We start from the raw sequence: 26,263 nt of genomic DNA, 5'->3' as shown, positions 1-26,263 counted from the left end.
ACATCGCGGATCTGCTAACGCGCGGCCGTGCTGTCCGCTGACAGCGGACGAACCCAAGACTTGGCCGCGCCGGATGCCAGCCGACTGGGCGCCATACGCGATACTTGCGGAGTGGAACCGGTCTTGTGGCTTGTCGCGCCCGTGCTCGTGACGGTGATTGTGGCGGCATTACTGCTATGGCGAGACCGCGCGCCGAGCCCAGCCGACGCCCAAGAATTGCAGCGGGAAAAACTGACCCGTATCGAACAGGTGCTGCGCCCGGACGAGCAAAGCGACCCAAGATGACGTCTCGGGGGAGGTTCTGGTTCTGGCTTGTCGGGGGACTGGTACTGGTGCTGGCTGCTGTGGCCGCCTTTGCCCCAGTGCCGTTTGTTGCTCGGTCGCCAGGGCCGGTGTTTGACCTGCTCGGTGAGGTGGAGGGCGAGCCGGTGCTGGAAGTCACGGGCACGACGACCTATACGGCCGACGGCGTCATGGATCTGACCACAGTCTCGGAGTACGGCGGATCAGGCGGAAGCATCACCAGCGGGCTCGCCGTACTGGGGTGGCTCAGCTCCACCACCACGGTGCTCCCCGACGAGGATCGTGGTGATGCCCAGGCGCGCGAGTTTGAAGAAGCAGTGTTCGATGCATCGCTGTCCACCGCCCAGGCTGCGGCGGCCAACTATCTGGATCGCCCGGTCACGTCGGTGCCGGTGGTCGTATCAGTCGCGTTGGACACCCCAGCCGAGGGAGTACTGCAAGCCACGGACGAGATCGTGGGCATCGACGGTAAGTCCGTCGGTAACTCTCAGCAGGTTGCGAAACGGATACAAAGCCAGCCCCCCGGAACCGAGTTTCAACTGATCATCGTCAGAGATGGTGAGGAGTCCGAGGTGACTGTCGCCTCGGAATCCGCGACTGACGAAAATGGTGATGAGGTGGCTCGCGTCGGAATCGTTGTGGAGAACGTGTACTCGTCAGACTTTGAGGTGGCCCTCAATCTAGACGGAATCGGTGGCCCCAGCGCGGGACTCATGCTCGCCGTAGCCATCATCGACAAGCTCACGCCGCAAGATTTGGTGGCAGGACGGCACATTGCCGGCACCGGCACTATTTCCTCGGAAGGTGATGTAGGGGAGATCGGTGGCATCGCGAAGAAAATGATCTCAGCGCGAGAAGATGGCGCTGAGTTATTCCTCGCTCCGGTCGGGAACTGTGACGAAGTGGTTGGGCAGATCCCGGACGGCTTGGCAGTTGCGGCCGTGGAGACTCTCGATCAGGCTATGAAGGCGATCACGGAGTGGCGGGCTGGGAAATCAGTCGCTGACTGCCCCTCTGGCTCGCCGTCAGCGGAAAGGCGTTAGGTTCAGACCATGGGCTACACCATGCCGGGAGATCCCAACGGGCCAACAGGCCCCAGCGGATCACAGGGCGGCACTGATCTACGGGAACCACCTTCGCGCGGAAGGGTATTGGTCCCCACTGTGCTGGTGCTCAGTGGGCTGGTGCTCGCATTCATCATCTTTTCCGGCATCTACAGCGACTGGTTGTGGTTTGGCTCGGTTGACAAACCGTCGGTCTTCACCACGACAGTGCTCACCCAGATCGGGCTATTCCTCACCTTCGCGGTGGTGATGTTCGCCGCCTTGGCGGCGAACGCTGGTATCGCATTCCGCGCCCGGCCGATGGTAGAACGCATCACCCCCGAACAGGCGTCGTTGGAGCGGTATCGCTCCTCTATCGAGCCTTACCGGATTCCCATAACCATCGCGCTAGCTGGACTGTTGGGGGTCATGACCGGGCTGTCGGCAAGTTCGGAATGGCAGACCTTCCAGTTGTGGCGTAGCGGCGGGGACTTTGGCACCACCGACCCGCAGTTCGGTCTTGACGCGGGCTTCTTCGTCTTCCAACTGCCCTGGCTGCGGTTCGTACTTAGCTTCCTCTTTGCGGTACTGATCCTGTCGATCCTTACTGCCGTGGTCGTGCACTACCTTTACGGCGGCATCAAGATTCAAAGCGACGTTCGCAGCGCCAGCCCAGCCGCGCAGACTCAACTCGCGGTGCTCGCTGGCTTGTTCATGTTGGCCAAAGCGGTCGCCTACTGGCTGGATCGATTCGAGCTGGCGACAGCAAGTCAGTCACTCGTGCCCGGGTTCACCGGCCTGAAATACGTCGACGTGAACGCCGTACTTCCGAGTAAGGTGATCCTCGCAGTGGCCTCGGTTGTGGTTGCGGTGTTGTTCTTCGTCACCGCTTTCCGCCGCGTCTGGGCATTGCCGCTCATCGGGTTGGCGTTGCTGCTGCTCAGCAGCATCGTGATTGGGTGGCTCTACCCAACGATCGTGCAGACCTTCCAGGTTCAGCCCACTGAAGAGGTACGTGAGCGGCCGTATATTCAGAACAACATCAACGCCACTCGAAGTGCTTACGGTCTGGATGGCGTCGAAATCCAGGAGTACAGCGGTCGCGAGGTTGCGCCCGCTTCGGTGATCAAGAACGATTCGGGAACCCTGAGCAACATTAGGTTGCTGGATCCGTCCATCGTCAGTCCAACCTTCCGGCAGCAGCAGCAGATCAGGGGCTTCTACGCCTTCCCTGATGCCTTGGACGTCGACCGGTATCAGCTGGAGGAAGGCAAGCAGCGGCAGGGTGCGGTCGTGGCCGTGCGTGAGGTTGACTTGACTGGTCTGCCAGACGGGCAGCGCAACTGGACCAACGACACCACCGTCTACACCCACGGCTACGGCTTCGTGGCCGCACGCGACAACGTGCCGAGTTCCACTGGCGCCCCGAACTACCTCGAATCCGATATCCCTCCGGAAGGGTTGCTGGATATCACTGAGCCCCGGATCTACTTCGGGCAGCTGTCACCGCCTTACTCGATTGTGGGTGCGCCAGAAGGTGAGCCACCGCGAGAGTTGGACTTCCCGGATGACACCAGCCCGACTGGTCAGCGCAACAACACCTACACCGGTGATGGTGGGATCGAAACTGGTTCCTTCCTGCATCGCTTGGTCTTTGCCACCAAGTTCCAGGACGCTAACATCCTGCTATCTGACCTGGTCAATAATGAGTCCAGGATTCTTTACGATCGAGATCCCCGCGACCGCGTTAAGAAGGTCGCCCCGTGGTTGACCCTGGATAGCGATCCCTACCCGGTGGTCGTCGACGGTCGGATCAAGTGGATCGTGGATGGTTACACCACCTCGGATCAGTTCCCGAACTCTGCTCGGACGCTGCTCAACGAGGCCACTAGCGACTCGATCACCGAGACGCGGCGATCAGTGAACGCGTTGAACCGGGATCAGGTCACCTACATCCGTAACTCCGTGAAGGCCACCGTGGATGCCTACGACGGCACCGTAGATCTGTACCTGTGGGATGAGAACGATCCGGTGGCTCGTGCCTGGGTGGAGATCTTCCCCGACACAGTGAAGCCGCGTGGGGAGATGCCGGATAGCGTCCTGCAACACGTGCGCTATCCCGAGGACCTGTTCAAGGTGCAGCGCACAGTGTTGAGTCGCTATCACGTGACCGACGCGCAGTCGTTCTACTCCGGCCAGGACTTCTGGGTGATCCCCTCTGACCCCACCAAGGCTGGGGTGGATGTTCAGCAGCCGCCATACTTCCTGACGTTGCAGATGCCAGGAACCAAAGCGCCAGCGTTTTCGCTGACCACGGCTTTCTCGCCGAGTAGGCGGCAAACCTTGGCGGCCTTCATGGCCGCAAGTTCTGCCCCAGGGGAGGACTACGGCACGATCCGGGTGTTGCAGTTACCTCGAAACACAACCATTCCGGGTCCGACTCAGGTGCAGAATAACTTCGAATCAGACCCAGTTGTTGCTCAGCAGTTGAACCTATTGCGACGGGGTGGCTCAGACGTAGTGCTCGGCAACCTGCTGTCGCTGCCTGTGGCCGATGGCATGCTCTATGTGGAACCGGTCTACGTGCGTGCTGCCGGACAAGAAGGCTTCCCACTCCTGCAGAAGGTGCTCGCCGGCTACGGGCAAGAAGTCTCGATGGAGAACACCTTGCAGGAAGCGCTGGCCAAGGTCTTTACTGGTTCGACAGATGCCGGTGGCGGCGGCGGCGGCAACAACGGCGGTGGCAATAGCGACAGCACTCCGGAAGAGCAGTTGGCTGCTGCGATTGCAGCAGCTGATGCCGCCTATCAGCGGGGCGAAAAGGCTCTGGCGGAGGGCGACTTCGCTGCCTATGGCAAGGCACAGGAAGATCTGAAGAAGGCTCTTGACCGGGCCGCAGCTGCGCAACGCCAGTTGACTGGCCAGAGTTCTGGCGGTGGGTCGAACAGTCCGCCTCCCACTATCGAAGCGCCGCCGGAGGAGAGTCCGCCCGCCGAAGAATCACCCGCTGAGGAGGTGCCGCCGGCTGAGGAGGTGCCGCCGGCCGAAGAAGCGCCGGTCGCCCAAGCCTCGGCGCGCGACTGAAGACTCGGATCGATTGAAGTTGCTATCGCGGGCCTCACGGCGCGGTAAGTTCTAGCCTTGTTTTGGTCGCGATTTGGCGCGTTCCGTGAATGGTTCGGGCGAGCGTGACCGGAGAGGTAGCTATGGAAATCGAAACAAGTACCCACGTGTCGCGGAACTCCCCAACTACTAACGCTGGCTTCATAGCCGCAGCGATGTTCAATGCGAGTACGAATGCGATTCTGCTGGCGATCATCGTCTTCGGTGATCTGTCCGAGACGCCCGTGAAGTACATGATGTTGGCAGGTGTGCTGAGCTTCAATCTGATCGGCTTCCTGTGGACGTCGGACCGGATGAAGGCGTTCGCGGACTTGTCCAAGGATCAAACGGCAGAAGAAGCGGCAACTGTTTCTGGTCAGGCGTGGTCCGAGACCCCGTTCGGTGCCTATCAAGGTGTGATTCTGCTGACCACTCTTGCGTTGGCAGGAACGGAAATCTGGGCGATCTTCTCCTAATCGGCGAGGACTTGCTTCGGGGGAATGCGCCACATGATTTGCTTCGCACCACCGCTTGAGGGTGCTACGCCCTTGGGCGAGGTAGGTAACGATCGAGCGAGTTGGGCCGAAAGCCTCTTGGCTGCTACCCTGAGGCGGTCGCAATCGCGAATGCCGCGGGGTGGAGCAGTTCGGTAGCTCGCTGGGCTCATAACCCAGAGGTCGCAGGTTCAAATCCTGCCCCCGCTACTCAAGAAAATGAGGTCCCTTCGGGGGCCTTATTTTTTTGCGTGAATTGGCTGAGGATTTTCCGAGGAGCGAGCGGTAGCGAGTGACGGTTCCTGCCCCGAGAGGACTTCAGTTACTCCTTCTCTTGCTCAGTGAGCGCGGCGAGGTCCGCGGCATCCTGTAGTGCGGCGGCGCCTTCAGCTGACTCCGCGTACTCCTGTGTGTCGAAGACTTCATGATTCAAGGGATCACTGGGGGTGGGGTCTTCGGTAAAGGCCAGGTTTCCGGTGGTGCGGTGTAGGTCCACCACGCTAGCCGGCAGATCAGCGATTGCGACAACTAGTTCGGTCTCCGTCGCCCCGGACTCCGGCGCGACTGTCTTACTGGCCTGGTCATCGGGTGCTTCGGCAACCGGTTGGCTGACCTGTTGGGGACCGCCCACGATACGCACGAAGTCCGTGCGTATGGCGAGTTCGTACTTGAATGCACGCAACAGGGAAATCATTGCAAGTGCCATGATGATGGAAATCGGAACCGCAGTCAGGATTGATGCGGTTTGTAGCGCAATCAATGCTGCGCTTCCACCCGCAATCAGCAGAACGCCGGCGGCAATACCCTCGAGCAAGGCCCAGTAGATCCTGGTCAGTCGCGGCGTATTCGTCTTGCCGCCGTGCGCCAGTATGTCAATCACCAACGAACCAGAGTCTGAAGACGTGATGAAGAACAGGCTGATGACGAGGACTGCCAAGACCGACGTCAGCGTGGTCAGTGGGATGGTTTCCAGGAGCAGGAATAAGGATAAGTTGGTGTCCACGGTCCCGTCGGGTCCCACTAGGTCCCCGATAGTCAGTTGCCTAATGATGGCGGACTCGCCAAAGACGGTGAACCAAATCGACGCCACGATTGTCGGGGCGAGCAGGACGCCAAACACGAATTGCCGGATGGTGCGCCCCCGCGAAATACGGGCGATGAACATGCCCACAAACGGGGCCCAACTCATCCACCAACCCCAGTAGAAGATGGTCCAACTGTTGAGCCAGGTGTCGTTAATGGGCTCAAGGCCATCTAGCGGCGCCATCCGCAACGAATTCTCCGGGAGGAAGGCGATGTAGCCGCCCAAGTTGTCAACCCAAGACTGCAGCAGCAGCAGAGTGGGACCGGCGAGCAGAACAAAAAGCAACAATGCGGCGGCTAGACCCATGTTGATATTCGAGAGCCATTTAAGTCCCTTATCCACACCACTGGCCACCGACAAGGTGGCGATACCGGTGATGACAGCAATCATGGCGATGATGAGGCCGGTGCTTGACCCTTCCACCCAGCCGAGGCTGGTCAGACCGCCAATGATTTGCTGAATCCCGAGCCCCAGGGACGTGGCAATGCCGAAGAGGGTTCCGACGATGGCCATAGCGTCGATTGCGTGACCGATGGGGCCCTCGACCCGGGCGCGACCCAGTAACGGTTCCAAAAGCCAACGAATCGACAGCGGCCGACCGCGCCGGTAGGTCATGAAGGCCAGCCCAAGACCCACGACCACATAGATTGCCCAGGCGTGCAGCCCCCAGTGGAACATGGTGAGGTTCATGGCGTCGTTGGCAGCGGCGATGCCTTCGGCCTGTTGCCCATCGATGCTTGGTGGACTGACCATGTGACTCAACGGTTCTGCGACGCCCCAGAACACCAGCCCGATCCCCATGCCCGCGCTGAACAGCATGGCAAACCAGGCGATCGTGCTGAATTCAGGTTTCTCGTTGTCCTGGCCCAGTCGAATTTTGCCTATTGAGCTGAAGCCACAGTAGAACGCAAAGACCACAAAGACGGTGACGATAAGGATGTACCACCATCCGACGCCTTCCGTGATCCAAGTGTTGAGCGTTCCGAAGATGCCCTCGCTATCGCTGGCGGCGAGAGCCGAAAGGGCAATCATGGCGAAGATGATGAGCGAAGCAGGGATAAAGACCGGCTTCAGAAATCCGCTCCAGACTGCTGACTCTTTGGCGTCTTCTTGGTCGGTTACGGTTCGGTCCGAGCTGGACATTCGTACCTTTCATGAAATCTGGTGTTGCATCCTAGGCAGGATACGGATCGACGGCAGATTTAGGTGGACCTTTTGGTTACGGTAGCGAGGTTGGGGTTCCTGTTGCAATCAGTGAGGACTGATCGGCTTTCTAGTCCGCGTTCGAGACTCAGAAGATTTTGGCGCCTCGCATGTGGGCGCTAAGTGGCCTAATTTTCCCATTCTGGCGCGTTGACCGGCTGGTGTGGGTTAACCCGTCGGCGTCGAAACAACGCGAAACACGGTTCTTCGTCAGATTGAAGGTGGAGGGTGGAGAGTGCGTAAAACACCTAGTCCTTGGCCCAATTGTCGCCTTCACGTCAAGTTCGCGCACCGTCAACTCCACCCCCAACAAGCCTGCTTGCCATTTCTGTAACGACGATGTCGTGGATGAGCTGCGTCATCAGATGAGACCAGCCCCGCCGCGGGAATACTGAAATCCTAAATAATCCTGCTTACGTTGAGGAGAACGATGTCGTACACCGGTCACGTGTATCCAGGCGGACCAGTTGCCGCACTTGAGTTGGATCATGTCGTACTGACGAAAATGTCAGTAGGTCCCTTAGACAACAACGTTTATGTTTTCCGGGATCGTCAGACCGGACAGCAACTGCTCATTGATGCCGCTGCCGAGCCTGAGCGCATTCTTGGCGAGGTAGATCTTGCTGCCCTCGTCGGTGTCATCACGACCCATGCTCATCCCGACCACTTCGCAGCGTTGGGATCGGTGATCGACGCCACTGAGGTCGACACTATGGCGTCCTCAGCCGATGCTGTAAAGATTTATCCTCGACCGACACGGATTGTTGCGCATGGTGAGTACATCAATTTTGGCGCAAGCAGAGTGGAGGTCATTGAACTGCGCGGACATACCGAAGCTGGCGTTGCACTGTTGTATAGCGAAGGCGAGGAGCCGCCAATCGTGATCACAGGTGATTCACTATTTCCGGGTGGTGTCGGAAAAACCAGTGGTGGGAAAGATTTTGATCAGTTGATAGATGATGTCGAGGCACGACTTTTTCGAAGGCTTCCTGATGAGACTCGAGTTTTGCCGGGTCATGGTGATGACACAACTTTGGGAGCCGAGCGACCTCAGCTAGCGTCGTGGCGTAGGCGTCGATGGTAGCCGCCTGTGTGGCGATGAATACTGAGTTCGGCAACGTGGGGATGCCGCCAACGATCGAACTTTGGGCTTGGATGGAAAGATGGGGTCATGCGAATCGGTCTGGTGTTGGGTGGCGGTGGCTTGACCGGTGGGGCCTTTCACGCTGGCGTCCTGAGCGCTTTGGCTGAAGCTGGATCGTGGGATGCGCGAGATGCCGACGTGATTGTGGGGACTTCCGTGGGATCCATTACTGCGACGTCTCTGCGGGTCGGAATGCCGCCCACCGACATGCTTCGGCGCCACCTTGGTCAGCCCCTGTCCTCAGCGGCGGAGCGACTCGTTTCGCGAATGCCCGGTGGGGCAGCGGATCCCCCGCGCGCGGAGGGAAGTCTTCGGCCTGCGGCGCCGCACCTGTTGAAAATGTTTGCGCGTTCACCAAGTTCTGCGACGTTAGGAAAGATGGCGGCGGCGACCTTACCGGAGGGCCGATCCTCCACAGCAGGTATTGAGCGCAGCATGACGGCGCTGTGTTTGGGGGAGTGGCCACATCCGATGCCGTGGATAACCGCACTGCGGCTCACTGATGGCGAGCGAGTGGTGTTCGGTCGGCAGCGGGCGGAGGCTTCTGCTGTGCCGGTTGGGTCGGCGATTGCGGCATCCTGTGCGATTCCAGGCTACTTCGCACCCGTGGTTATCGACGGTGAACGTTACGTGGATGGTGGCGTTGCGTCGGCCTGCAATGCCGACGTGCTCGCGGATGAAGATCTAGATGCGGTCATCATCAGCGCCCCGATGGCTATCCATTCGGGTCCCCGCTGGGCGGCGGATGCACTTCTTCGGCGGGCGCTGCGGCGACAGGTCAATAAAGAGATGTCGTCGTTGAAGAAGTCTGGCAAGCAGGTCTTCCTGTTCGCACCTACTGAACAAGATGCAGCCGTAATGGGGACTAATCCCATGGGTGACGGGAAAGCGGCGGCTGTCGCAGAGTCAGTGCACCGCAGTGCGCTCGTTCGAATTCAAGCCGACAGTCGCCTGCGATCGCTGCAGGGCTAGCTGCGATAGTGCCTCGCAGCCAGATACTGCTGATGACGCTCCCCGTAGTCACTCGCAGGGGTTCGACTGTCGACGAAACATTGCCTCGCGAAGATGGTCTTGGCCGATCACGTTGCTAGCCCCGGCCGGGAGGGGTGCTGGACGAGGATTCGCCTAGGTTCTGATGCGCAATGGGGGATCGCGTCTCATCAGCGTCTCGGTGTGATGCATTGTCGCCCAGCGGCAATCGGATGCTGAAAACGCAGCCGTCAGCTGAGTTGGCAACAGTCACAGATCCACCGTGGGCTTCGACCACGCTGCGGGTGATCGTCAGGCCAAGCCCGGCGCCGCCGTCACCGGGGGTCCGAGCGGTTGTTCCTCGCCACCCTGGGTCGAAGAGTCGTCCGATCTGATCTTCTGGGATGCCACCACATTGATCGACCACCTCAATGCAGGCCTCGCCAGCTTGTTGGGACACCCCCACCCTGACAAATCCTTCTGGGCGGGTATGGCGCAACGCGTTAGCAATCAGATTGCTCACGGCCCGGCTAAGTTCGCTGGGGTCCGCCTGCACATTGATGCCACTTTGCCCTACTGCCTCCAGCTGGATACCCAGCTGATCGGCCACTGGCTGACTGGAACTGACGGTGTCGGAAACCAAGTCAGACAAGTCTGTGGTTTGGCGATCCAGTTTCGCGGTGGGACTGCGAAGTCGTGACAGGGTGGCAATGTCTTCCACGATGACGGTCAGACCATCTACCTCTCGCATCATGCGGGTGCTGTAGTCGACCGGCGCCAGGCCGTCTTCCTGGGCTTCGGTAAGCGCACGCATCCGGGCCAGTGGGGTGCGTAGATCGTGGCTGAGCCAGGAAATGAGTTCCCGACGACGTTCCTCTATCTCACGATCTCGTTGCAGCGCTGCCTCATGCTCGGCTGCACGTCGCTGCAGGTCCGCCACCCGACGCCCACCGATAACTCCGAAGATCACAGCGATGGAGGTAGAGACGGCCAGGACAAGCACCATCAGCAGGACCTGCTCGGCATCCAGCAACATGGCCATACTTGCGGCAGTGACCCCCGCGGCTACCGCGACGACCGCAGTAATGGGTGCTAATCGGGCCGCCCAGGTCGGCGAAGTGCTCGACAGCCGGAAAACGACGGCTAGACCCACACCGCCGACAACAGCGGTAGTCCCAGCAGCAGCGACTAGCGCGCCGGTGGATAGTCCCATTTCCATAGTGTCAGCTCCTTCCCGTGGTCGTTGTCGGTGCTTCGGCTGTGGGCTGCGACACCACAGGCTTTGGAGATTCTTGAGACGAAGACGCAGTCAGCTGAGAAGTCGACATCGGGTTCCAGCGGTAGCCAACTCCCCACACTGTTGTCAGCCTGGTGGGCGAACCTGGGTCTGCTTCGATCTTTTCCCGGAGCCGGCGTACGTGAACGGTCACCGTGGTCTTGTCGCCGTAGTCCCAGTCCCAAACCTCAGTGAGCAACTCGTCCCGAGTGAATGCGCGATTGGGGTGCGCCATCAGGTGAGCCAGTAGATCGAACTCTCGCGAGGTCAACGACAGATCAACAGTTTCCAACCTGGCCTGATGGGAACCACGATCGAGCACAAGGTCACCGTCCTGCAGGACTTCGTTGTGTTCAGGTTCTGATGACTGTTGGTTGGCTCGGCGCAGTACTGACTGGATTCGTAGCACCAACTCACGGGGGCTGAACGGCTTCACGACGTAGTCGTCGGCTCCCGCGGTCAGACCGGCGATCCGATCCGATTCTTCGGTGCGCGCGGTCAGCATGATGATCGGTATCTTTGGATATCGGGAACGTACCTGGCCGCACAGGGTCACACCATCGCCATCGGGAAGCATCACGTCGAGGACGAGCAGGTCTGGGTTCTCGACCGACAGAAATTGTTCTGCCTCTGCCACAGCGGTGACGTGGCTGCCCTGCATACCAGCCTGCTGCAGGTACGACAGCAGTATTTCAGCGACGGTGTAATCGTCGTCCACGATCAAGATGTTGGCCACTCTCTGAGAGTAGGAGGACTGCGACACAAACGGAATCGGTGTGCGGCGGACGTAAGATAGTCGTAAGCGGCTGAGGCTGGCCTGTAAGCAGGTTGATGGGTTTCCATAGAGGAGCGGACGGATGAGCCGTCCCGGAGCACTGGAGCAACTCATGACCCACTCACTGACCAAGCGTCGTCGCCTCGCGTTGATGCTGACACCCGTCGCCACCGCTCTCGTGCTGGCCGGCTGCGCTAGTGGGAATGACACAGATGCAGCGTCGGAGTCAGCAGCTCCCTCACCTGCCACCTCGAGTCCGGCAGCTGAGGCCAGTAAGGATTCGTCGAAGAAGTCCGACTCCAAATCTCCGGCGGCACCGGCGGGCTATGTGTCTTACAGCGACTACAGCAAGAACAAGGCGCAGTACGACGATGCCGATGTAGTGCTGTTCTTCAACGCCTCGTGGTGCTCCACCTGCGCCGAAGCTGACCAGCAACTTTCGAGTGAACAGTTCCCTGACGGGCTCGTGGTGGTGTCGGTGGACTACGACGCCAACGAGGACCTCAGACAGCAATATGGTGTGACCGTCCAGCACACGTATGTGCAGGTAAACCCTGACGGATCGGAAGTCACCAAGTTCAGCGGTGCCACCAGCGTTGGTGAGATTTCGGAGCAACTCGCATGACGCTCGCACTACTTGGCGCGGTTGTTGCTGGCGCGCTGACGACCCTAGCGCCCTGCGTCTTGCCGCTGCTGCCCGTCATTGTGGGTGGGTCAGTGGCTCGCGGAGCCGAGGTGAACCGCGGCAGCACCGCATCCGCTCACACACTGGATGCTGTTGTGAGCACGTCGAGCAGCGGCTCGAGTGGGCCGCCATTGGCGGCTGAGGGCGACCCAGCCGGGGGTATACCGACGACCGTTGATCCGCAGCGCGCTCAGCAGCGCTCGGCTCGGAGAAGTGCGGTGATCATTGCCGCATCGCTGGGTCTATCCATCGTGGTGTTCACGCTGGTGCTGAAGGCATCGACTGCGTTCATCGGCATCCCCACCGCCGTTTGGCAGTGGGTATCCGGCGGCATTCTGATCCTTCTCGGTGTGGTCTCGCTGTTCCCGGGCATTTGGGAGCGGATCAGTAGCCTGCTGCAGTTGCAATCCCGCTCGACCACCCGGCTCGCCGCGGCTCGTAAACGCGACGGTGTGCTGGGAGAAGTGCTCACCGGAGCGGCTCTGGGGCCGGTGTTCACCTCGTGTAGCCCGTTATATGCCTACGTCATCGTCACAGTGCTACCGGCAGATTTCGGCCAGGGGCTGCTCTTGCTCGTCGCTTACGTCATCGGGCTTAGCGGAACTCTGTTTCTGATCTCGTTGCTAGGTCAGCGAGCCGTCCGCGGCGCCCGATGGGCATCTGATCCGCACGGCTGGTTCCGTCGCGGTTTGGGAGCGGTGTTCGTGATCATTGGGGTCCTGGTGATCACGGGTTGGCTGAAGGACTTGGAAACCTGGCTGATCGCCAACAGTCCCTGGCAGCCCTGGAACCTGGATTCGGGATTCATCCCGGAATAGGACCTCTGGCTAGGCGGTGAAAGGTCGAGCTAGTGACGTCTAGTCGGATACCAACTGGTATTTGTTAGCAGGGGAGGGAAGCCAGCGTCTAACCCACGGCGTTGTAATCGTAGATCCATCGAAAAGGGTTAACTCGATAACTATCCGGTGGACAGCCCTTCCGGAGTCAAGCCTCGATAAGTTCGGTTCGAGGTTCGAGGTTCGAGGTTCGAGGTTCGAGGATCACGGACAAGGACATCACAATGAGCGATATCAGCAGCCCTACATTTGCTGTCATCGGTGCCGGCATGATCGGAGTTCTCTACGGAGCTCAGTTGCAGCAGGCTGGCTACGACATGACGTATCTGTTTCACCACAATGCAGCTGAAGTGGCTAAGTCCGGCATCGAGGTGGACTTTGGATCAGACAAGATCGTTCTTCCTGATGTCAAGGTTACGAGCAATCACGAAGATCTTGTGCCGACCGATATCTTGTTAGTTGCACTGCGAACCAGCGACAACCATCTCTTGGGTCAACTTGTCCAGCACGCCATGAAGAAGCAGTCAGTGGTCGTTCTGTTGCAAAACGGGATCGGAAATGAAGAGGCGGTTCGGCAGGTGCTAGATGCTGAATCGCAGGATTGGTCGCACGTGCATATCTGCCGGGGGTTGCCCTTTGTTCTAGCCGAGCAATTAACCCCTGGCCGTATCAAGCATGATCAGTTTGGTCTGGTCACTTTTGGTGCTCCTGGGGAGAAGGCTCCTGGCTGGTTGATGGAGGTAGTCGATTGTTTCAAAAAGGCGGGCGTACCTACCGCGGTAACAGACGATTTGCAACTGACCCTGTGGGAAAAACTCGCACTCAACGTCCCGGCAAACGGTTTGCCAGTCCTCTTCCATGCCTCTATCGGAGAGATCTCGAGTGATCCGAATATGACCTCGCAGTGGTTGGACCTAATGGAAGAAGTGCAGAAGATGGCCGCCGCGGACGGCTATGTTCTCTCCGATGATTTCATCCAGGGCCTCTATGAAAAAAGCAAAGGTATGCCGTACTACCCCAGCATGATGCGACATTACGATGCCAAAAAGTCGATGGAAGTGAACTCCATTTATCAACGGCCATTGGCGATCGCCAAAGAACATGGAGTTGCCGTTCCCCGTACTGAATTACTTACTCGGATTCTTGAGATGTTGGACGCGCGGAATACTGCAAACCAAGCGAAGTAGCTGGAACTTGAACTTGCCCGACCTGGCGAAAGCGCTACTCGCGTTACCGGTTCGGTAGCTGTTGGATGTGACTGGCATGCCCGTCACATCCTTCTGACAGAGGCAAGAGATTGGCTCGGTGATGGAGGCACCTCTTGTCCGGCAAAAAATACTGATTATCCGGCAAAAGTCGCTGAATCCTGCTGTACTACCCGCATGCAGATCTCGCAAAGGACTTTGTCTCATCTAGCTGGCGCAGCGGTAGCTTTGCTCCTTATCGCTGGCTGTTCTTCGTCGGACTCCGACTCGACCGATGCGGCATCATCGGCTGCGCCCGAACCCGCACCCACGGAGTCGGCACCGACCACTGAGCCGACGACTGAGCCGACGTCTGAGCCGACGTCGAGCACGGACTGCACGGCGGCTGCACTGGCACCCGCGCTTGACGTGTCAGCATCGGCTGTTTTCGGGTTTGAGTGTGCAGACGGTTATGCCGGAGTTGACTTCACCGATCCAGGTGGTGACGACGCGACCGCGATCCTTTCCTCAGACGATGGGCAGTGGAACCAGGTCAGCAAATCGGTCTGCGAAGACGACGACTTCCCGCAAGACATCAAGAAGAACTATTGCGACGTGTCCTAACATTCGCGCAGGAGTCATCGGACGCATGGCGAATCCAAACCAGCAGCGCCGATGTCGCGAAGAAGGAGACGTAGGCCAACGCGATCTCAACGAAGATGTCGTAGCCGAGCGCGAGTAGGCTTACCAACTTTCCGGCGTCGTCGAAAGTGCCAGGGGTTGCGCCAAGAACTTCGATCCAGCGACTACTGATCAGTACGGATGTCGTTGTCCAGATCACTGCGAAGACGGCCATCCCGGCGTATCGGGACAGGGAACGTTGCCGAAACTCGGGCGGTCGTATTGAGAATCAGATCACTGTTCCCACCAGGAAGACCATAAGTAGCCCCAGCGTTTCCGTGTTCGGCGACCCCAGAACACTAGGGCCACCGCAACAAGAGTTATGGGCAGTTCGACCGTGAAGTTGGTTCCATACTGGGCATCGCGCACCACGTAGATGGCGAAGGCGTGAGCCGCTGTCGTGGGTAGCCTCCCCGGAGTTATCTTTACCAGGTAACAACTGCGATAGCGGCCGACCTTACGAAGACTACCGATGCTGATGTCGGCTAACCGGTGGTCTTTGATCAAGTAATGGCTCAGGACTTCACCGTCGTGCCGGTCGTTCACTTGTTACCGAGTGAGGTTCAGCTGACTTGGATAGAATCGCCGGGCTGTCCTTGTCGGCAGCTTTTGTCGCTATCGCAGCGGAGGGCTGATGTCGGATAACCCCGCCACTGCACCAAGAGCGCGGCCACTATCTCGACTCCTCAGCCAGTTCGGTAATCGTCGCGCTATTGGGGCCGATCTAGGTGCGGGGACGGTCCTGGGGGTGCAGAGTGTGCCGTCGGGTTTAGCCACCGGGCTGCTGGCGGGCGTCAACCCGCTCTACGGCCTGTACGCCTACACCTTCGGAATGGTCGGCGGCATCCTCACGTCGAGTTCGATCTACATGGTGGTGCAGGCCACTAGCGCGATGGCGGTTGTGATCGCCGACGTGGGTGAAGTACAAAACGCCGTTGACCCTGACCGGGCGCTGTTTACGCTGTCCATGATGATCGGGCTGGTCATGCTCGTTCTCGGCATCTTCAAACTGGGGTCACTGGTACGTTTTGTGCCCGCATCGGTGATCACCGGGTTCATTACTGGTACCGCGATAAATATCGTTTTGGGTCAGTTGTCGGACTTCACTGGGTACGACGGGCAGGGGCCTGGGCGAATTGTTCGAGCCATCGACACGGTGCTGCACATTGGTCAGTGGCAGTGGACGACGGTAACGGTTGGCCTGGTCACCGTGGCGTTGATTGTGGGTTTGAGCAAGACCCGGCTTGGTGCCATGGGCATGGTGGTCGCAGTGATTGTGGGTACCGCCATGGTTCCGGTGCTCGGCTGGTCATCGGTTCCCACCGTCTCCGACATCGCCAGTATTCCTTCGTCGCTACCTGCTCCTCAAATGCCAGACCTTGCCGCGGTGCCGAGCCTGCTGATCCCGGCTTTGTCTCTGACCTTCGTGGGGCTGGTGCAAGGGGCTGCTATCAGTTCGTCCATTCCTAATCCGGATGGCAAATTCCCGGAACCTTCAGGTGACTTTCGTGGCCAAGGAGTCGGCAACATCGCTGCGGGGGTTTTCCAGGGAATGCCAGTAGGTGGATCAATGTCAGCCACTGCGGTCAATATGAGCGGTGGTGCCAAGTCACGGCTCGCCCCCATCATCGCTGGCGGCGTGATGATCCTGGGCATGATCTTCTTCTCCGAACTCATCGCCATCGTCGCCATGCCGGTGCTGAGCGGAGTTTTGATCGTCGTTGGTTTTCAGATCGTGAAACCGGCGGAAATCCGCGCGATTTGGGGTACGGGGAAGACGTCGATAGTTGCCATGATGGTGACCTTCATCTTGACGTTGATCATGCCGCTGCAATACGCCGTGCTGCTTGGCGTAGGTATCTCGATCATGCTGTATGTGGTCCGCCAATCTGAGCAGGTTCGGATCAGCCGACTGGTCTTCGACGATCAACCGTGGCCCATTGAGGCTGACCCGCCGGAAACGGTGGAACCGAACGAACTAATTGTGCTGATGCCGTATGGCAGCTTGTTCTTCGCAGCTGCCCCGGTGTTTGAAGAGGCGCTTCCCGATGTCATGCCGACCAGCAATAGATCGGTCGTGGTGATCAGCCTTCACGGCAAGAAGGACCTCGGCAACACCTTCATGAGGATCTTGCGGCGCTACAACAGTCGGCTCGTCGAACAGGACTGCCGCCTGTATCTGTCCGGTGTGGGCCCCCGAGTGTTTGAGCAGCTGGTCGACACCGGGGCGTTGCCTGAAATCGGAGATGCCAATGTCTACCGCGATCAAGAGCGGATTGGTGCGGCGCTGATCGAGGCGGTGGCAGAAGCTCGGAAGTGGATTTCCGCTAATGACGATTCGAGTTCAAGTCAGGCAGCCGAGTTGGCGCCCGACTCCGATGATGAGGTCTAGTCGAACGTGACCTAGCGTCTGCCGCCAACGAGGAAGATTTGGGTTCTACGATTTTCTGGCTGCCACCTTGTCAGCGGGTGTCCCCCGAATCCATCCCAGCAGGGCCGGTATCGCTTGCGGATTCTTCACTGTTGTCTCCTCTGAGCCGCCGAACTCACTAGCTCCAACCTATGTCGTGGCTGGGGGAGTGCGCTTGGTGTACTCCGGCTGCTGCCTTCACTGGTGTGGCGAGGTGACTAGGTGGGACTCGGCTACTGCAGCCGAGGGTGTGGCGGGCTCGGCCACGACGAGACCCAGCAGTGAACTCCTAGTACCCGGCGCCTCCGGATTCCGTAGCAGAAATCTGCCAGAACGCCGGTGTGCTTATTAAATCTCCTTGTTGCTCCCGGGATTCAGTTGTAATGCTCCCTAAATATTTCTGTAACATCAGTCACTCTATGTGAATTTGACTTCCAATCTAGGTACCCTACCGCGTATCATGAAGACGTGGCAGTAAGCCATCTCCGGGCGACATCAACGCCGACGTTGGTGTCGGTTGGTAACCCGGGGGGTTGCGGTGGTCCGCGGCGCCGGAGGGGAGCGCGATCTCCGCAGGGGAGTTTCGGCGAGCGGAGGTCAATCATGGCAACGAAAGTTCTGGTTCTTGGGGGAAATTTTGCAGGCATTAATGCCGCCCTCCATGTCAAGCATGCGCTCGAAGGTGATGTGGCAGTCACCGTGGTGAGTGCCGCTGATGAGTTTCTTTTCAACCCCTCGCTGATCTGGCTGCCCTTCGGCAAGCGCAGCGCGGAAGATATTACGTTCCCGCTGGAACCACTCTTCGATGAACACAACGTCGAGTTCGTCCACCAGCCAGCCACTGATATTGATCCAACCGCGCAAGCCGTCACAGTTGGCGATGGCCGGGTGTTTACATACGACTATTTGATCATTGCAACCGGTTACAAGAACGACATGGCGGCTGTACCGGGTCTGGCTGATGGAAATGCCGTCACGATCACCACCCTGCCGGAAGCAGAGCGTGCGGGTGAGGCCTGGAAGGAATTCTTGGCAGATCCTGGGGATGTTGTGATTGGGGCTACCCAGTCGGCTGGTTGCTTTGGTGCCGCCTACGAGTATCTGTTCAATTTTTCCTACCAGTTGAACAAAGCTGGGTTGAAGGATCAGGTCAAACTGACCTACATCACGAGTGAACCGTTCCTCGGCCATTTCGGTATCGGTGGATTGCCTCATGGCGAAAAACTGTTGAACATGTTCCTGGACAAAGAAGGCATTACTGCTATCACTGACGTGGGCATGGACTACGTGGACCAGGGAATGGTCAAACTCGCCGATGGTCGTGAGCTGCCCAACCAGTACGCGATGATCATCCCGCCTTTTGTCGGTCAAGATGTTGTGGCGAAGTCACCGCTTTCTGATCCCAAGGGATATGTGAAGGTTCGGGATACCTGGCAGTCCGAGGACTACGACAACGTGTACGCCGCCGGAATTGCGGCGGCAGTCCCGGTTCCCTGGCAGACCCCAACACCCACTGGGCTACCGAAGACCGGGTTTCCGACGGAGGTGATGGCACGAATTGCAGCTCAAAACGTCGTGCACCAGATCAAAGGGGAGCAGCCGACCGAGCACAAGGAATTCGCCGACATGAAGGCGATCTGTGTGATGGATGCTGGCAATAACGGCGTCATGATCTTGGCGGACAAGATGCTGCCACCACGCAAGCACAGCGTCATGGTCCCAGGGCCACAAAATCATGCCTTCAAGTTGGCCTTCGAGAAGTACTTCATGTGGAAGATGAAGCACGGGCATGTGGCGCTGCCGTGAGTGACTTTCTGGAGCTGGTGCCTGTCGAAACGACCGGAATTAGCGTCTTCGGGGCGCGGACTGATGCAATGTGGCCGGTTTCATAGTGGGCGGAAGTGATGCAGTATCGGGTATAGACCGATGGGAGGCCTATGGCGGCGCAAGTTGAGGTTCCGGTGGGCCTAAAAACCAGTAACGAGGACGTTCTTCCCGAGCGTCGGACGAATGCCGCCTTCATCGTTGGGGGCGTCGCCGTCGCTTATTTCGTGCTCGCGATTGCCGCTCAACTGTTTCTTCATCTTCCCGGACTCGGTACCGCGATGTGGCCTGCGGCTGGTGTCGCTTTCGCTGCAGTGGCGGTCTTTGGCTGGCGCGCTCTGGTGGGTGTCGCCATCGGAGCGAGTGCGGCCAACCTGACCTGGTTAGTTGCGCTGGACGCCATGGGCGACGGAGCCTTGGCCAGTGTTGCGCTGGTCGGCATCGGTGCGGTAGCGCAGGCTTGGGTGGCAGTGCTGTTGGTCCGGCGAAATATGGGCTCCGAACTTCGCTTTGAAACACCCAAAGCAATCCTGGGCACTCTCTTGCTTGCCGGCCCCATCGCCTGCGTCATCGGAGCCACGGCTGGCGCACTTGCCCAGTTCATCACCGGTCTTTCGGGCGGCGGGCAAATGGTGGCTGCCTGGGTCACGTGGTGGGCGGGTGACGCGACGGGTGTCATTTTGTTTGCACCACTGGTTTTGCTGCTCATACCGTCGCAGCGGACCTGGTGGCGCGGGCGTCGAGCTTCCGTCGGAATCTCGTCAGTTGTCTTCGCGGTGATCGCGGTCATTGTCCTGCTGCAATCCGTCACCTTCGAACGTGAGCGAGTGAAGAGCGAGGTCGGCCGCCTGGCTACCTCGGCGGTAGGCAGTTTGGACAAGAGTATGGGTAGGCACGAGGAGGTCCTGGTTGGTCTACGGGGCCTGTTCGAAGCATCCGACCAAGTGGACGCCGATGAGTTTCGGATCTACACCGACAAATTCCTGGACCGGTTTCCGTCATTACAGGCGGTGTCCTGGAACCAGGTGGTGGCAAGCGACGAGCTCGAGGACTTCGTTGCCCAGCAGCGACTGCAGCCCGGGTTTGCTGACTTCACCGTCACCGAACGTGACGCAGAGGGCAACGTTCTTCCAGTCACGGAGCGAGACCCGCATGTGGTTGTGGCCTACATCGAACCGATGAAAACCAACGCTGGTGCGTTGGGAATAGACATTGCCTTCAATCCATCACGCGGGGAAGCGATTGCTGCGGCAGGCGCAACGGGGGAAGCCATCGGCACCGCTCCGATCGACCTGGTGCAAGACGAGGCAAAGGAGTCGGAGGCCCAGAAAGGAATGCTCGTTCTGCTGCCGCTGTATCCGAACGGTATGAATCCGGAAAACGCGGTAGCGAAAGGTGTCGAGCCAGAGGGATTCACCGTGGGTGTCTACCGACTAGGGGATTTGGTCTCGGAAACCTTCGAAGATTCCGCCTGGGACGATCTGGCTATTCAACTAGTTGATGTGACCGACGAAGAGTCGGCAATGGTCGGCGACATCCCCGCGCGGTCCGGAGTCGAAGACGAGCGAATCGTTGAGTCGCTAAGCCCGGCGCTTGTGCCGCTCAGCGCATTCGGTCGGGAATACGAACTGTCCGTTCAACCAACTGCTGGCCCATTGATCGATGGATATCGGGGTGAGTCGCTGGCTCTCTTCGTCTCGTTAGTCATTCTTGCGTTCCTCGTGGAATCGTTGGTGCTGTTGCTGACGGGATTCGCTATGCGAGCGCGACGCGATGCCGAAGAACTGTCCTATGAGGCTACCCATGATGCTTTGACGGGTTTGCGCAACCGCCGAGCCTTCATACGTGAGTTTGAACGCACGCTTCACCGTGATCCGGAAACTGAGACGGGGCCTGCCAGCGATATTTTGCTGTTCTGCGATCTAGATGGCTTCAAGAGAGTGAACGATGATGGGGGTCATCTCGCAGGCGATGAAGTTCTGCGAGCCGTCGGTGCTGACATCGGTCGACACGTGCGTGCCCGCGACGTCGTCGCGCGGATGGGTGGTGACGAAATCGCCGTATTGTTGGTTGCATGCGAGTTAGCAGATGGCCGGCGGATTGCCAGCAACATTGTGCAATCTATTCTCGATCTCCGAGTCGAAACTAATGCCGGAGTCTTCTCGGTAGGAATCAGTGCCGGATTGGCTCAAGTTGATCCGGAATCAGACAGTAGCGTCGACCAATACCTACATCGGGCAGACCTAGCCTGCTACGAAGCGAAGCGTGCTGGTAAGGGTCAGCTGGCGATATACGGCGAGGGGTCAGCCCTCGGCGTGGGTTCGAGCAGCAGTAACGAGATCTAGGTCGAGGTTTACCGCCGTCGATATCGGGTAGTACCTGGTTGTTGGAATCCGGCGACGTTGAGGAGGCAATCAGATGATGAGCACCCAGCACCCGAGGATTATCGGAGATCTCATCTCCAATGCGCATCGTGAGGTTAGCCAAACTGGCTACATCGACGGCCGACATCACACCGATCGTCTCAGCGAGGCAGTTGAGCTGATCAAGCAGCACGAGAAAGAGCAGGCTGTGGAACTGCTGGTTCGCGTCGTCGCTGCGGCTGAGGCCGAGCAGACCTACACCCGCTCACCCCATCCCGACCCCACTGGCTTCACCGTGCTGGTGCTGCTGTTGTGGGACATGGGTCGTGACGAGGAGGCCGAGGCCGTTCAGGCTCGATTCACGCGGGCTCCGCTAGCGGCCTGACGCCAACAGTTTGTGGCTATCGACGGGTGAACTAGTTAATCGCTGCCCTGAGGAATTGGATACTCGCCTGTGCGGCATACCAGCCGTCCGGCCCGATCTTTAGCGCGTAAGTATCGTTCGGTTAGAGCTACCAGCGCAGCACCGAAGAGAAGTGCACTCCCCCGGCGAAAGCTACACCGCAGGACTGCATTTCGAACGGCTGACCAGTGAAGCCAACTCTTTTCCCACGCGAAGGGCCTGTGGCGAACCGAACCGGGTGTTGGCTCATGGTTCCGCATCGCTCATGCCGATGGCCTCGTGGATACCTGAGGTGGGCGTTGCTGGATTGGTGGCAAGGAACTGGTCAAGCGCCTGCGACAGGGGTAGCACTAGCGGCCAGTTGTTGGGTGCCGCCGCTTGTGTGGTGAAAGGTGTGCTGGCCAGCGGCGACACCCATACCCAACGGGCTAGGAAGGCCAGCAGTTCAGTTGTATCGGTGACCTCCGACAACTTCGTTCGGTAGCCGTCGAAGGCCACCGGCGGAATCTGCCCGGTTGCTAACCGCACGATCGGTGTGCCGATAGGACTCCCGCGCACTAGGGTCAAGAACGTTGCGGGGTGCACTCAAACCCCGAGCCATAATGAGCAACCTTTCGGAGGTCATCATCACCGAGATTGCCACCAATCCCGGGGCAGTTGAATCACTGCCCACTGGCACGCGCATCGTCATTGGTTCATTCACCGCTTCCGGGTTGGTGCACCTGATCCGTCCGTCGGTATTCCGGGATCTGATTCCCCGTCGACTCGGGTCTCGCAACGCGTGGATCATTGGCAGCGGCATTGCGGAGTTGGTGTGCGCTGTGGGACTGGCGACTCGACAGCGATGGGCGCCCGCCGCTACCGCAGCCACCCTGGTCGTGATCTGGGTAGGTAACGGTGAGATGGCAGTGAAACTCCAGCGAAATCCCAACACCCCGCGGATGTGGCGGTTGGCGGCTTGGCTCAGGATGCCGATGCAACTACCGCTGATCTACTGGGCGTGGACCTCACCTACGAAGTAGACCCGGTGGCTTCCGTGACTTCACCCTCCGGAATCAGTAGGTTCATTAAAAGGAGCATCAGACTGATGATCTGGAGAGGCAATGATGGACCCTAAAGCGTTTCGTTTCTGGATGAGACTCCGTACTCGCGACTTAGCGGTCGGCTTCATGATGTATATCCTCGGCTCAGTGCTGTTGGTGCTCGCGCTGACGTTGGGGGCGCCAGCCATTCAGCAATTCGATGCGGTCCGGATCGCCTTCGTGATCGTGGTGCTCGCGCTCGGCATCATGTCCTGGCTGTGGATCGATGGCTGCATTGTGGATGTGAAGGCGTTAACCCAAGACGTGCCGGAGGATGAACGAGATAGCAACATCGTCGGCGAATTCACCAAGTCGCCCTTCTCTTTCTTCCGCATCCTGACCTTCGTACTCGTGCTGGCCTCGACCGCGGGCCTGATCTACGCAGCCTTCAGTTGACCGCTCGCTACCAAGTCCGGCGATTCTTTCTGATCAGCCGAGTTTGTTCGGGGGATCCAGGATGGTTGGATCAAGTAAGGAAGGATGTCCTATGACACCGGAAGATGAGCGCGAGAACCTCGCGGAAGCGGAAGACCTAGCCACAGTCGATGAGGCAGTGGCGCAAGAGCAGGCGCACGAAGAGCGGCGAGATGCTCACGCCAAGCAGGGAAACATTGAGAAGGAAACGCGGCGACATCGGCTAGACGAGGGCTAGTCATCCAGCCGACGGTGGCATCCGGGTTTTTCACAAAATACCCGCGCGGGGATTGACTCGCACTGGTCGGTGCGGGTAAACCCGCCCTTATGAAGAAACCATCACCCGCCCTAATCATTTCAATTGTCGCACTGTTTGCCTCTGTCAGCGGTGCCAGTTACGCGACCTCGCAGCTACCGGCCGCACAGGAGTTGCCAAGTAAGTCAGTGGGAACCAAGCAAATCAAGAAGAAAGCTGTCACCGGCAAGAAAATTGCCAAGCAATCTATCGGCAAAGGCAAGATCAAACCGTCTGCCGTTCGGTCAGGAAAGATCGTTGATGGCGGTGTAACCTCCAGAAAAATCGCTGACAGTGGTGTGACCTCGAGCAAGATCGCCGACGGTGCGGTCACTGGATCCAAGATCGAAGCAGGCTCCATCAACGCGGCAGCGCTAGCACCCGGCGTTTTGCCGACATACTCCGCGAATCAGCTCTACGCCTCGGTGAATGCTGACGGTACGTTGGTGGCGGATCGTTCCAGCGGGCTCGCTGCGGCCAACGTTAAGAAAGCTACACCTGCTGGCACCTACTGCATCGAATCGCCACCGATCACTGTCCTGTCCGCGCAGGCAACGGTGCTGTCGACAAGTGCAACCGAAGGCGCCGAGGCTCGCCGAGCATCAGTGTCTATCCTCGCTGCTGGTGCAGCCGTGCCGCAAGGATGCAACGCTGAAAACACCACGGTTGTGGTGTACACCGTCAAGAGTGTCGCTCTCGAAGACGGAGCATTCAGCCTGTTGCTGTTGGGTTAGGCCCAGCGCGTAGCCAAACCAGATTCAACCTCGGGATCTGCCTCAGCGGTGGATCCCGAGGTTGTTCTATTTCGGTGCAGCCACGTTGTGGATGATTCCTGCGCAGAGCAAACACTTACCGGTCAGTGAATGCCCTGACCGGGACCGAAGACCTGGTGCCGGGCAAGATCCTTGCGATAGACCAGCAACTCCACATCTTCGATCTGCCAGTCACGCTCGGGGGCCCGCTGGTAGCCGAGCGCTTCATAGAGCCGATGAGCCGCCTGTTGGGCGGGTTCGGTACTCAGCACCACAGTGGGTAGGCCACGATCTCGCGCCAGTTGCTCACAGCCGGCCAGCAGCGCCCGACCCACACCGCGGCGACGATGATCCGGTGACACTGCGATCATGCGGACTTCCAACTCGGCCAACAGCGCAATATGCGCATACGGGCTGCCCGCGATGGCCGCCGTTGCCGTCCCGAGTGCTATGCCTTCCTCTTCCGCAATGAGCACCGTGGCTTGAGCGATCCGGGTCTCACCGTCAGAAAGCGAAGCGAAGTATCCCGGGGTGCGCTGCGGGTCGGCGAACCCATCCGCGACATAGGCGGCCGCAGTAAGTGCGCCGACGAGGTCGGCGTCAGCAGGGCCTGCTACTCGAAGTGTCACCGCTGCATTCTCCCGCAAAGTTTTGTGGGGGGCCGAGAGTTGACCCGACTTCTTCGGTCGGCACAGGCTGGGCAGGCTGGGTAGCGCCGATACTGGGGTCCGGGCAGCACCTTGTTCGCTAGCGGCCACTTACCGCCGATTGAGCGAAATAGTTGGCAAATGTGTTTGGCAATCGTCTACCCGGGCATAACTGCATTTGCAGGGTAGGGCGCTGGCAAAGTGCCCCAACTGCCCAATGACCTTGGGGGAGCCAAATGGACGTGAAAATCGCTCAGCAAATGACGCCACTGGAAAAGTCGCTTGCGGCGACTGTGGGTGGAGCGATGATTGCGGCCGGGGTTGCCATGGGCACCCTGATGGGCAGTCCGGCGAGCGCCGATGAAGGCGTGGCGCAAGAGTCCAATGTTGCAGGAACGCAAGGCTCGTCGACGGCTGGCGGTAGCCCGCAAGCTGGATCGGTGTCCGTAACAGCCGTATCGACCAGTGACGGGTGGGACCGCGAACTGTATCTGCGTGCCGCCGAGATCGAGCGATCCAGCCAGAAAGCCAAGAATCAGAAGGCTGGCAAGCGAAACCCGACCAAGTCAAAGAAGCAGTCGGCCAATAAGTCTCAGCCGGATACCCAGGAGTCTCGTAATGTGATGGCTGGCCCGCCGGCTTCGTCGGGAAGCCAGGCTGAACTGGTTTGGCAGTTACTGATCGCTGAAGGGTTCTCTCCTGCGGCAGCATCCGGCATTCTTGGCAATCTGCAGCAAGAGTCGAATATCGACCCGACTGCCGTGCAAGCTGATGGTCCGGGCATGGGGTTGGCACAGTGGTCGCGTGGCGGGCGGTGGGACTCCGGGCCAAACAGTCTGCTTGCCTTTGCCAAAGAACGGGGGCTTGACCCGTGGTCGACTGAGACTCAGACGAAGTTCATGATCTATGAGATGCAGTATGGCGATCTGGGCTTCGACCTCGCCCGATATAAGAACTCCACAGATGCAGTGTCAGCTGCGGTGTATTTCCACGATGTGTTTGAGCGCTCGGCCGATACCGCCGGACATGTGACAAGCGTGCGCGGCGGCTACGCACAAGACTGGTTCGAGCGATTGGGCTAGTCGGCGCTGGCTATTTGATCCCGACCATCATGCCGCGCACCTTGGGGGAGATCAGCAGCATCAGTAATCCTAGGAGGACGGCCACCGAGCCGAGCAGCCCGAAGTAGGACGCCAAGCCCAAGCCGGAGAGCAGGTTGGCCAACTGACCGCCGATGGTGTCGCCAACGGCCGCCGCCAAGAACCACAGGGCCAGCATCTGCCCGGCCATGCCG

General features: G+C 59.0%; 26 protein-coding genes and 1 tRNA gene. 20 read left to right on the top strand and 7 right to left on the bottom strand.

What is annotated here, in order from left to right; genetic code table 11:
* The first annotated feature begins 27 nt into the window (after positions 1-27).
* From K0U62_05240 to K0U62_05220, 5 genes are all read left to right on the top strand, one after another.
* Positions 28-285: a hypothetical protein gene (locus K0U62_05240; GenBank protein MCH9800929.1), complete on the top strand. Its 258-nt coding sequence runs from the start codon at positions 28-30 to the stop codon at positions 283-285.
* Entirely contained in the window at positions 282-1,346 is a 1,065-nt protein-coding gene (locus tag K0U62_05235) for a PDZ domain-containing protein (GenBank protein ID MCH9800928.1), read from the top strand. The genes K0U62_05240 and K0U62_05235 overlap by 4 nt, the downstream gene beginning before the upstream one ends.
* 21 nt (positions 1,347-1,367) lie before the next feature.
* Entirely contained in the window at positions 1,368-4,430 is a 3,063-nt protein-coding gene (locus tag K0U62_05230; GenBank protein MCH9800927.1) for a UPF0182 family protein, read from the top strand.
* 122 nt (positions 4,431-4,552) lie between these two features.
* Positions 4,553-4,924 carry a hypothetical protein gene (locus tag K0U62_05225; protein ID MCH9800926.1) on the top strand — a complete coding sequence of 124 codons (372 nt, stop codon included), beginning with the start codon at positions 4,553-4,555 and terminating at the stop codon, positions 4,922-4,924.
* Positions 4,925-5,078: 154 nt separating this feature from the next.
* Positions 5,079-5,152, top strand: a tRNA-Met gene (locus K0U62_05220).
* A gap of 112 nt (positions 5,153-5,264) precedes the next feature.
* On the opposite strand, the gene K0U62_05215 is transcribed toward K0U62_05220, so the two are convergent.
* Positions 5,265-7,169, bottom strand: coding sequence for a BCCT family transporter (locus K0U62_05215; protein ID MCH9800925.1), 1,905 nt, complete (start codon positions 7,167-7,169; stop codon positions 5,265-5,267).
* A gap of 490 nt (positions 7,170-7,659) precedes the next feature.
* Between K0U62_05215 and K0U62_05210 the strand changes: the two genes are divergently transcribed.
* Both K0U62_05210 and K0U62_05205 read left to right on the top strand, forming a co-directional pair.
* Complete coding sequence (locus K0U62_05210) at positions 7,660-8,313, top strand: MBL fold metallo-hydrolase (protein ID MCH9800924.1); 654 nt, start codon at positions 7,660-7,662, stop codon at positions 8,311-8,313.
* Positions 8,314-8,400: 87 nt separating this feature from the next.
* Positions 8,401-9,345 (top strand): patatin-like phospholipase family protein, encoded by a 945-nt coding sequence (locus K0U62_05205; GenBank protein ID MCH9800923.1) that lies wholly within the window; start codon positions 8,401-8,403, stop codon positions 9,343-9,345.
* A gap of 115 nt (positions 9,346-9,460) precedes the next feature.
* Here the strand turns inward: K0U62_05205 and K0U62_05200 are convergent, their stop codons facing one another.
* Both K0U62_05200 and K0U62_05195 read right to left on the bottom strand, forming a co-directional pair.
* Positions 9,461-10,561 (bottom strand): HAMP domain-containing histidine kinase, encoded by a 1,101-nt coding sequence (locus K0U62_05200; GenBank protein MCH9800922.1) that lies wholly within the window; start codon positions 10,559-10,561, stop codon positions 9,461-9,463.
* Between the two features lie 4 nt (positions 10,562-10,565).
* Positions 10,566-11,507, bottom strand: coding sequence for a response regulator transcription factor (locus tag K0U62_05195; GenBank protein ID MCH9800921.1), 942 nt, complete (start codon positions 11,505-11,507; stop codon positions 10,566-10,568).
* On the opposite strand from K0U62_05195, the gene K0U62_05190 reads away from it, so the two are divergent.
* The 4 genes from K0U62_05190 to K0U62_05175 all read left to right on the top strand — a co-directional run bounded on the left by K0U62_05190 (position 11,476) and on the right by K0U62_05175 (position 14,722).
* Positions 11,476-12,018 (top strand): thioredoxin family protein, encoded by a 543-nt coding sequence (locus K0U62_05190; GenBank protein ID MCH9800920.1) that lies wholly within the window; start codon positions 11,476-11,478, stop codon positions 12,016-12,018. The two genes, K0U62_05195 and K0U62_05190, sit on opposite strands and share 32 nt — an antisense overlap.
* Before the next feature lie 143 nt (positions 12,019-12,161).
* Positions 12,162-12,896, top strand: a complete 735-nt coding sequence (locus K0U62_05185) for a sulfite exporter TauE/SafE family protein (GenBank protein MCH9800919.1) — start codon at positions 12,162-12,164, stop codon at positions 12,894-12,896.
* 242 nt (positions 12,897-13,138) lie between these two features.
* A complete protein-coding gene (locus K0U62_05180) occupies positions 13,139-14,101 on the top strand; it encodes a 2-dehydropantoate 2-reductase (protein ID MCH9800918.1) in 963 nt (320 codons plus the stop codon).
* Positions 14,102-14,296: 195 nt separating this feature from the next.
* Positions 14,297-14,722: a hypothetical protein gene (locus K0U62_05175; GenBank protein ID MCH9800917.1), complete on the top strand. Its 426-nt coding sequence runs from the start codon at positions 14,297-14,299 to the stop codon at positions 14,720-14,722.
* Here K0U62_05175 and K0U62_05170 read toward each other — a convergent pair.
* Positions 14,694-14,954 (bottom strand): hypothetical protein, encoded by a 261-nt coding sequence (locus K0U62_05170; GenBank protein ID MCH9800916.1) that lies wholly within the window; start codon positions 14,952-14,954, stop codon positions 14,694-14,696. The genes K0U62_05175 and K0U62_05170 overlap by 29 nt on opposite strands.
* 459 nt (positions 14,955-15,413) lie before the next feature.
* On the opposite strand from K0U62_05170, the gene K0U62_05165 reads away from it, so the two are divergent.
* The 4 genes from K0U62_05165 (at position 15,414) to K0U62_05150 (ending at position 21,761) form a co-directional block, all read left to right on the top strand.
* A complete protein-coding gene (locus K0U62_05165; protein MCH9800915.1) occupies positions 15,414-17,171 on the top strand; it encodes a SulP family inorganic anion transporter in 1,758 nt (585 codons plus the stop codon).
* Between the two features lie 621 nt (positions 17,172-17,792).
* Positions 17,793-18,995 carry an FAD-dependent oxidoreductase gene (locus tag K0U62_05160; GenBank protein ID MCH9800914.1) on the top strand — a complete coding sequence of 401 codons (1,203 nt, stop codon included), beginning with the start codon at positions 17,793-17,795 and terminating at the stop codon, positions 18,993-18,995.
* A 131-nt stretch (positions 18,996-19,126) separates the two neighbouring features.
* The gene (locus K0U62_05155; GenBank protein ID MCH9800913.1) at positions 19,127-21,358 is read left to right on the top strand and encodes a CHASE domain-containing protein; all 2,232 of its coding nucleotides are present in this window, start codon (positions 19,127-19,129) and stop codon (positions 21,356-21,358) included.
* Positions 21,359-21,434: 76 nt separating this feature from the next.
* Positions 21,435-21,761, top strand: coding sequence for a hypothetical protein (locus K0U62_05150; protein MCH9800912.1), 327 nt, complete (start codon positions 21,435-21,437; stop codon positions 21,759-21,761).
* A 264-nt stretch (positions 21,762-22,025) separates the two neighbouring features.
* Here K0U62_05150 and K0U62_05145 read toward each other — a convergent pair whose 3' ends face one another.
* Complete coding sequence (locus K0U62_05145) at positions 22,026-22,337, bottom strand: hypothetical protein (GenBank protein ID MCH9800911.1); 312 nt, start codon at positions 22,335-22,337, stop codon at positions 22,026-22,028.
* 125 nt (positions 22,338-22,462) lie between these two features.
* Between K0U62_05145 and K0U62_05140 the strand changes: the two genes are divergently transcribed.
* The 4 genes from K0U62_05140 (at position 22,463) to K0U62_05125 (ending at position 24,304) form a co-directional block, all read left to right on the top strand.
* Entirely contained in the window at positions 22,463-22,801 is a 339-nt protein-coding gene (locus K0U62_05140; GenBank protein ID MCH9800910.1) for a DoxX family protein, read from the top strand.
* A gap of 81 nt (positions 22,802-22,882) precedes the next feature.
* On the top strand, positions 22,883-23,257 hold the full coding sequence (locus K0U62_05135; protein MCH9800909.1) for a hypothetical protein: 375 nt from the start codon (positions 22,883-22,885) through the stop codon (positions 23,255-23,257).
* Between the two features lie 91 nt (positions 23,258-23,348).
* The gene (locus K0U62_05130; protein MCH9800908.1) at positions 23,349-23,513 is read left to right on the top strand and encodes a hypothetical protein; all 165 of its coding nucleotides are present in this window, start codon (positions 23,349-23,351) and stop codon (positions 23,511-23,513) included.
* 89 nt (positions 23,514-23,602) lie between these two features.
* Positions 23,603-24,304 carry a hypothetical protein gene (locus K0U62_05125; protein MCH9800907.1) on the top strand — a complete coding sequence of 234 codons (702 nt, stop codon included), beginning with the start codon at positions 23,603-23,605 and terminating at the stop codon, positions 24,302-24,304.
* Positions 24,305-24,426: 122 nt separating this feature from the next.
* Here the strand turns inward: K0U62_05125 and K0U62_05120 are convergent, their stop codons facing one another.
* Positions 24,427-24,951, bottom strand: a complete 525-nt coding sequence (locus K0U62_05120) for a GNAT family N-acetyltransferase (protein ID MCH9800906.1) — start codon at positions 24,949-24,951, stop codon at positions 24,427-24,429.
* Between the two features lie 254 nt (positions 24,952-25,205).
* Between K0U62_05120 and K0U62_05115 the strand changes: the two genes are divergently transcribed.
* A complete protein-coding gene (locus K0U62_05115) occupies positions 25,206-26,051 on the top strand; it encodes a hypothetical protein (protein MCH9800905.1) in 846 nt (281 codons plus the stop codon).
* Positions 26,052-26,061: 10 nt separating this feature from the next.
* Here K0U62_05115 and K0U62_05110 read toward each other — a convergent pair.
* Positions 26,062-26,263 (bottom strand): MFS transporter (locus tag K0U62_05110; protein ID MCH9800904.1); only part of this gene is annotated, 202 nt, incomplete at its 5' end.

The sequence above is a fragment of the Actinomycetes bacterium genome (assembly GCA_022599915.1).
Classification (GTDB): Bacteria; Actinomycetota; Actinomycetes; order S36-B12.
Note: the sequence above shows the minus strand (reverse complement) of the source record. Positions and strands in the feature narration are given on the sequence as shown.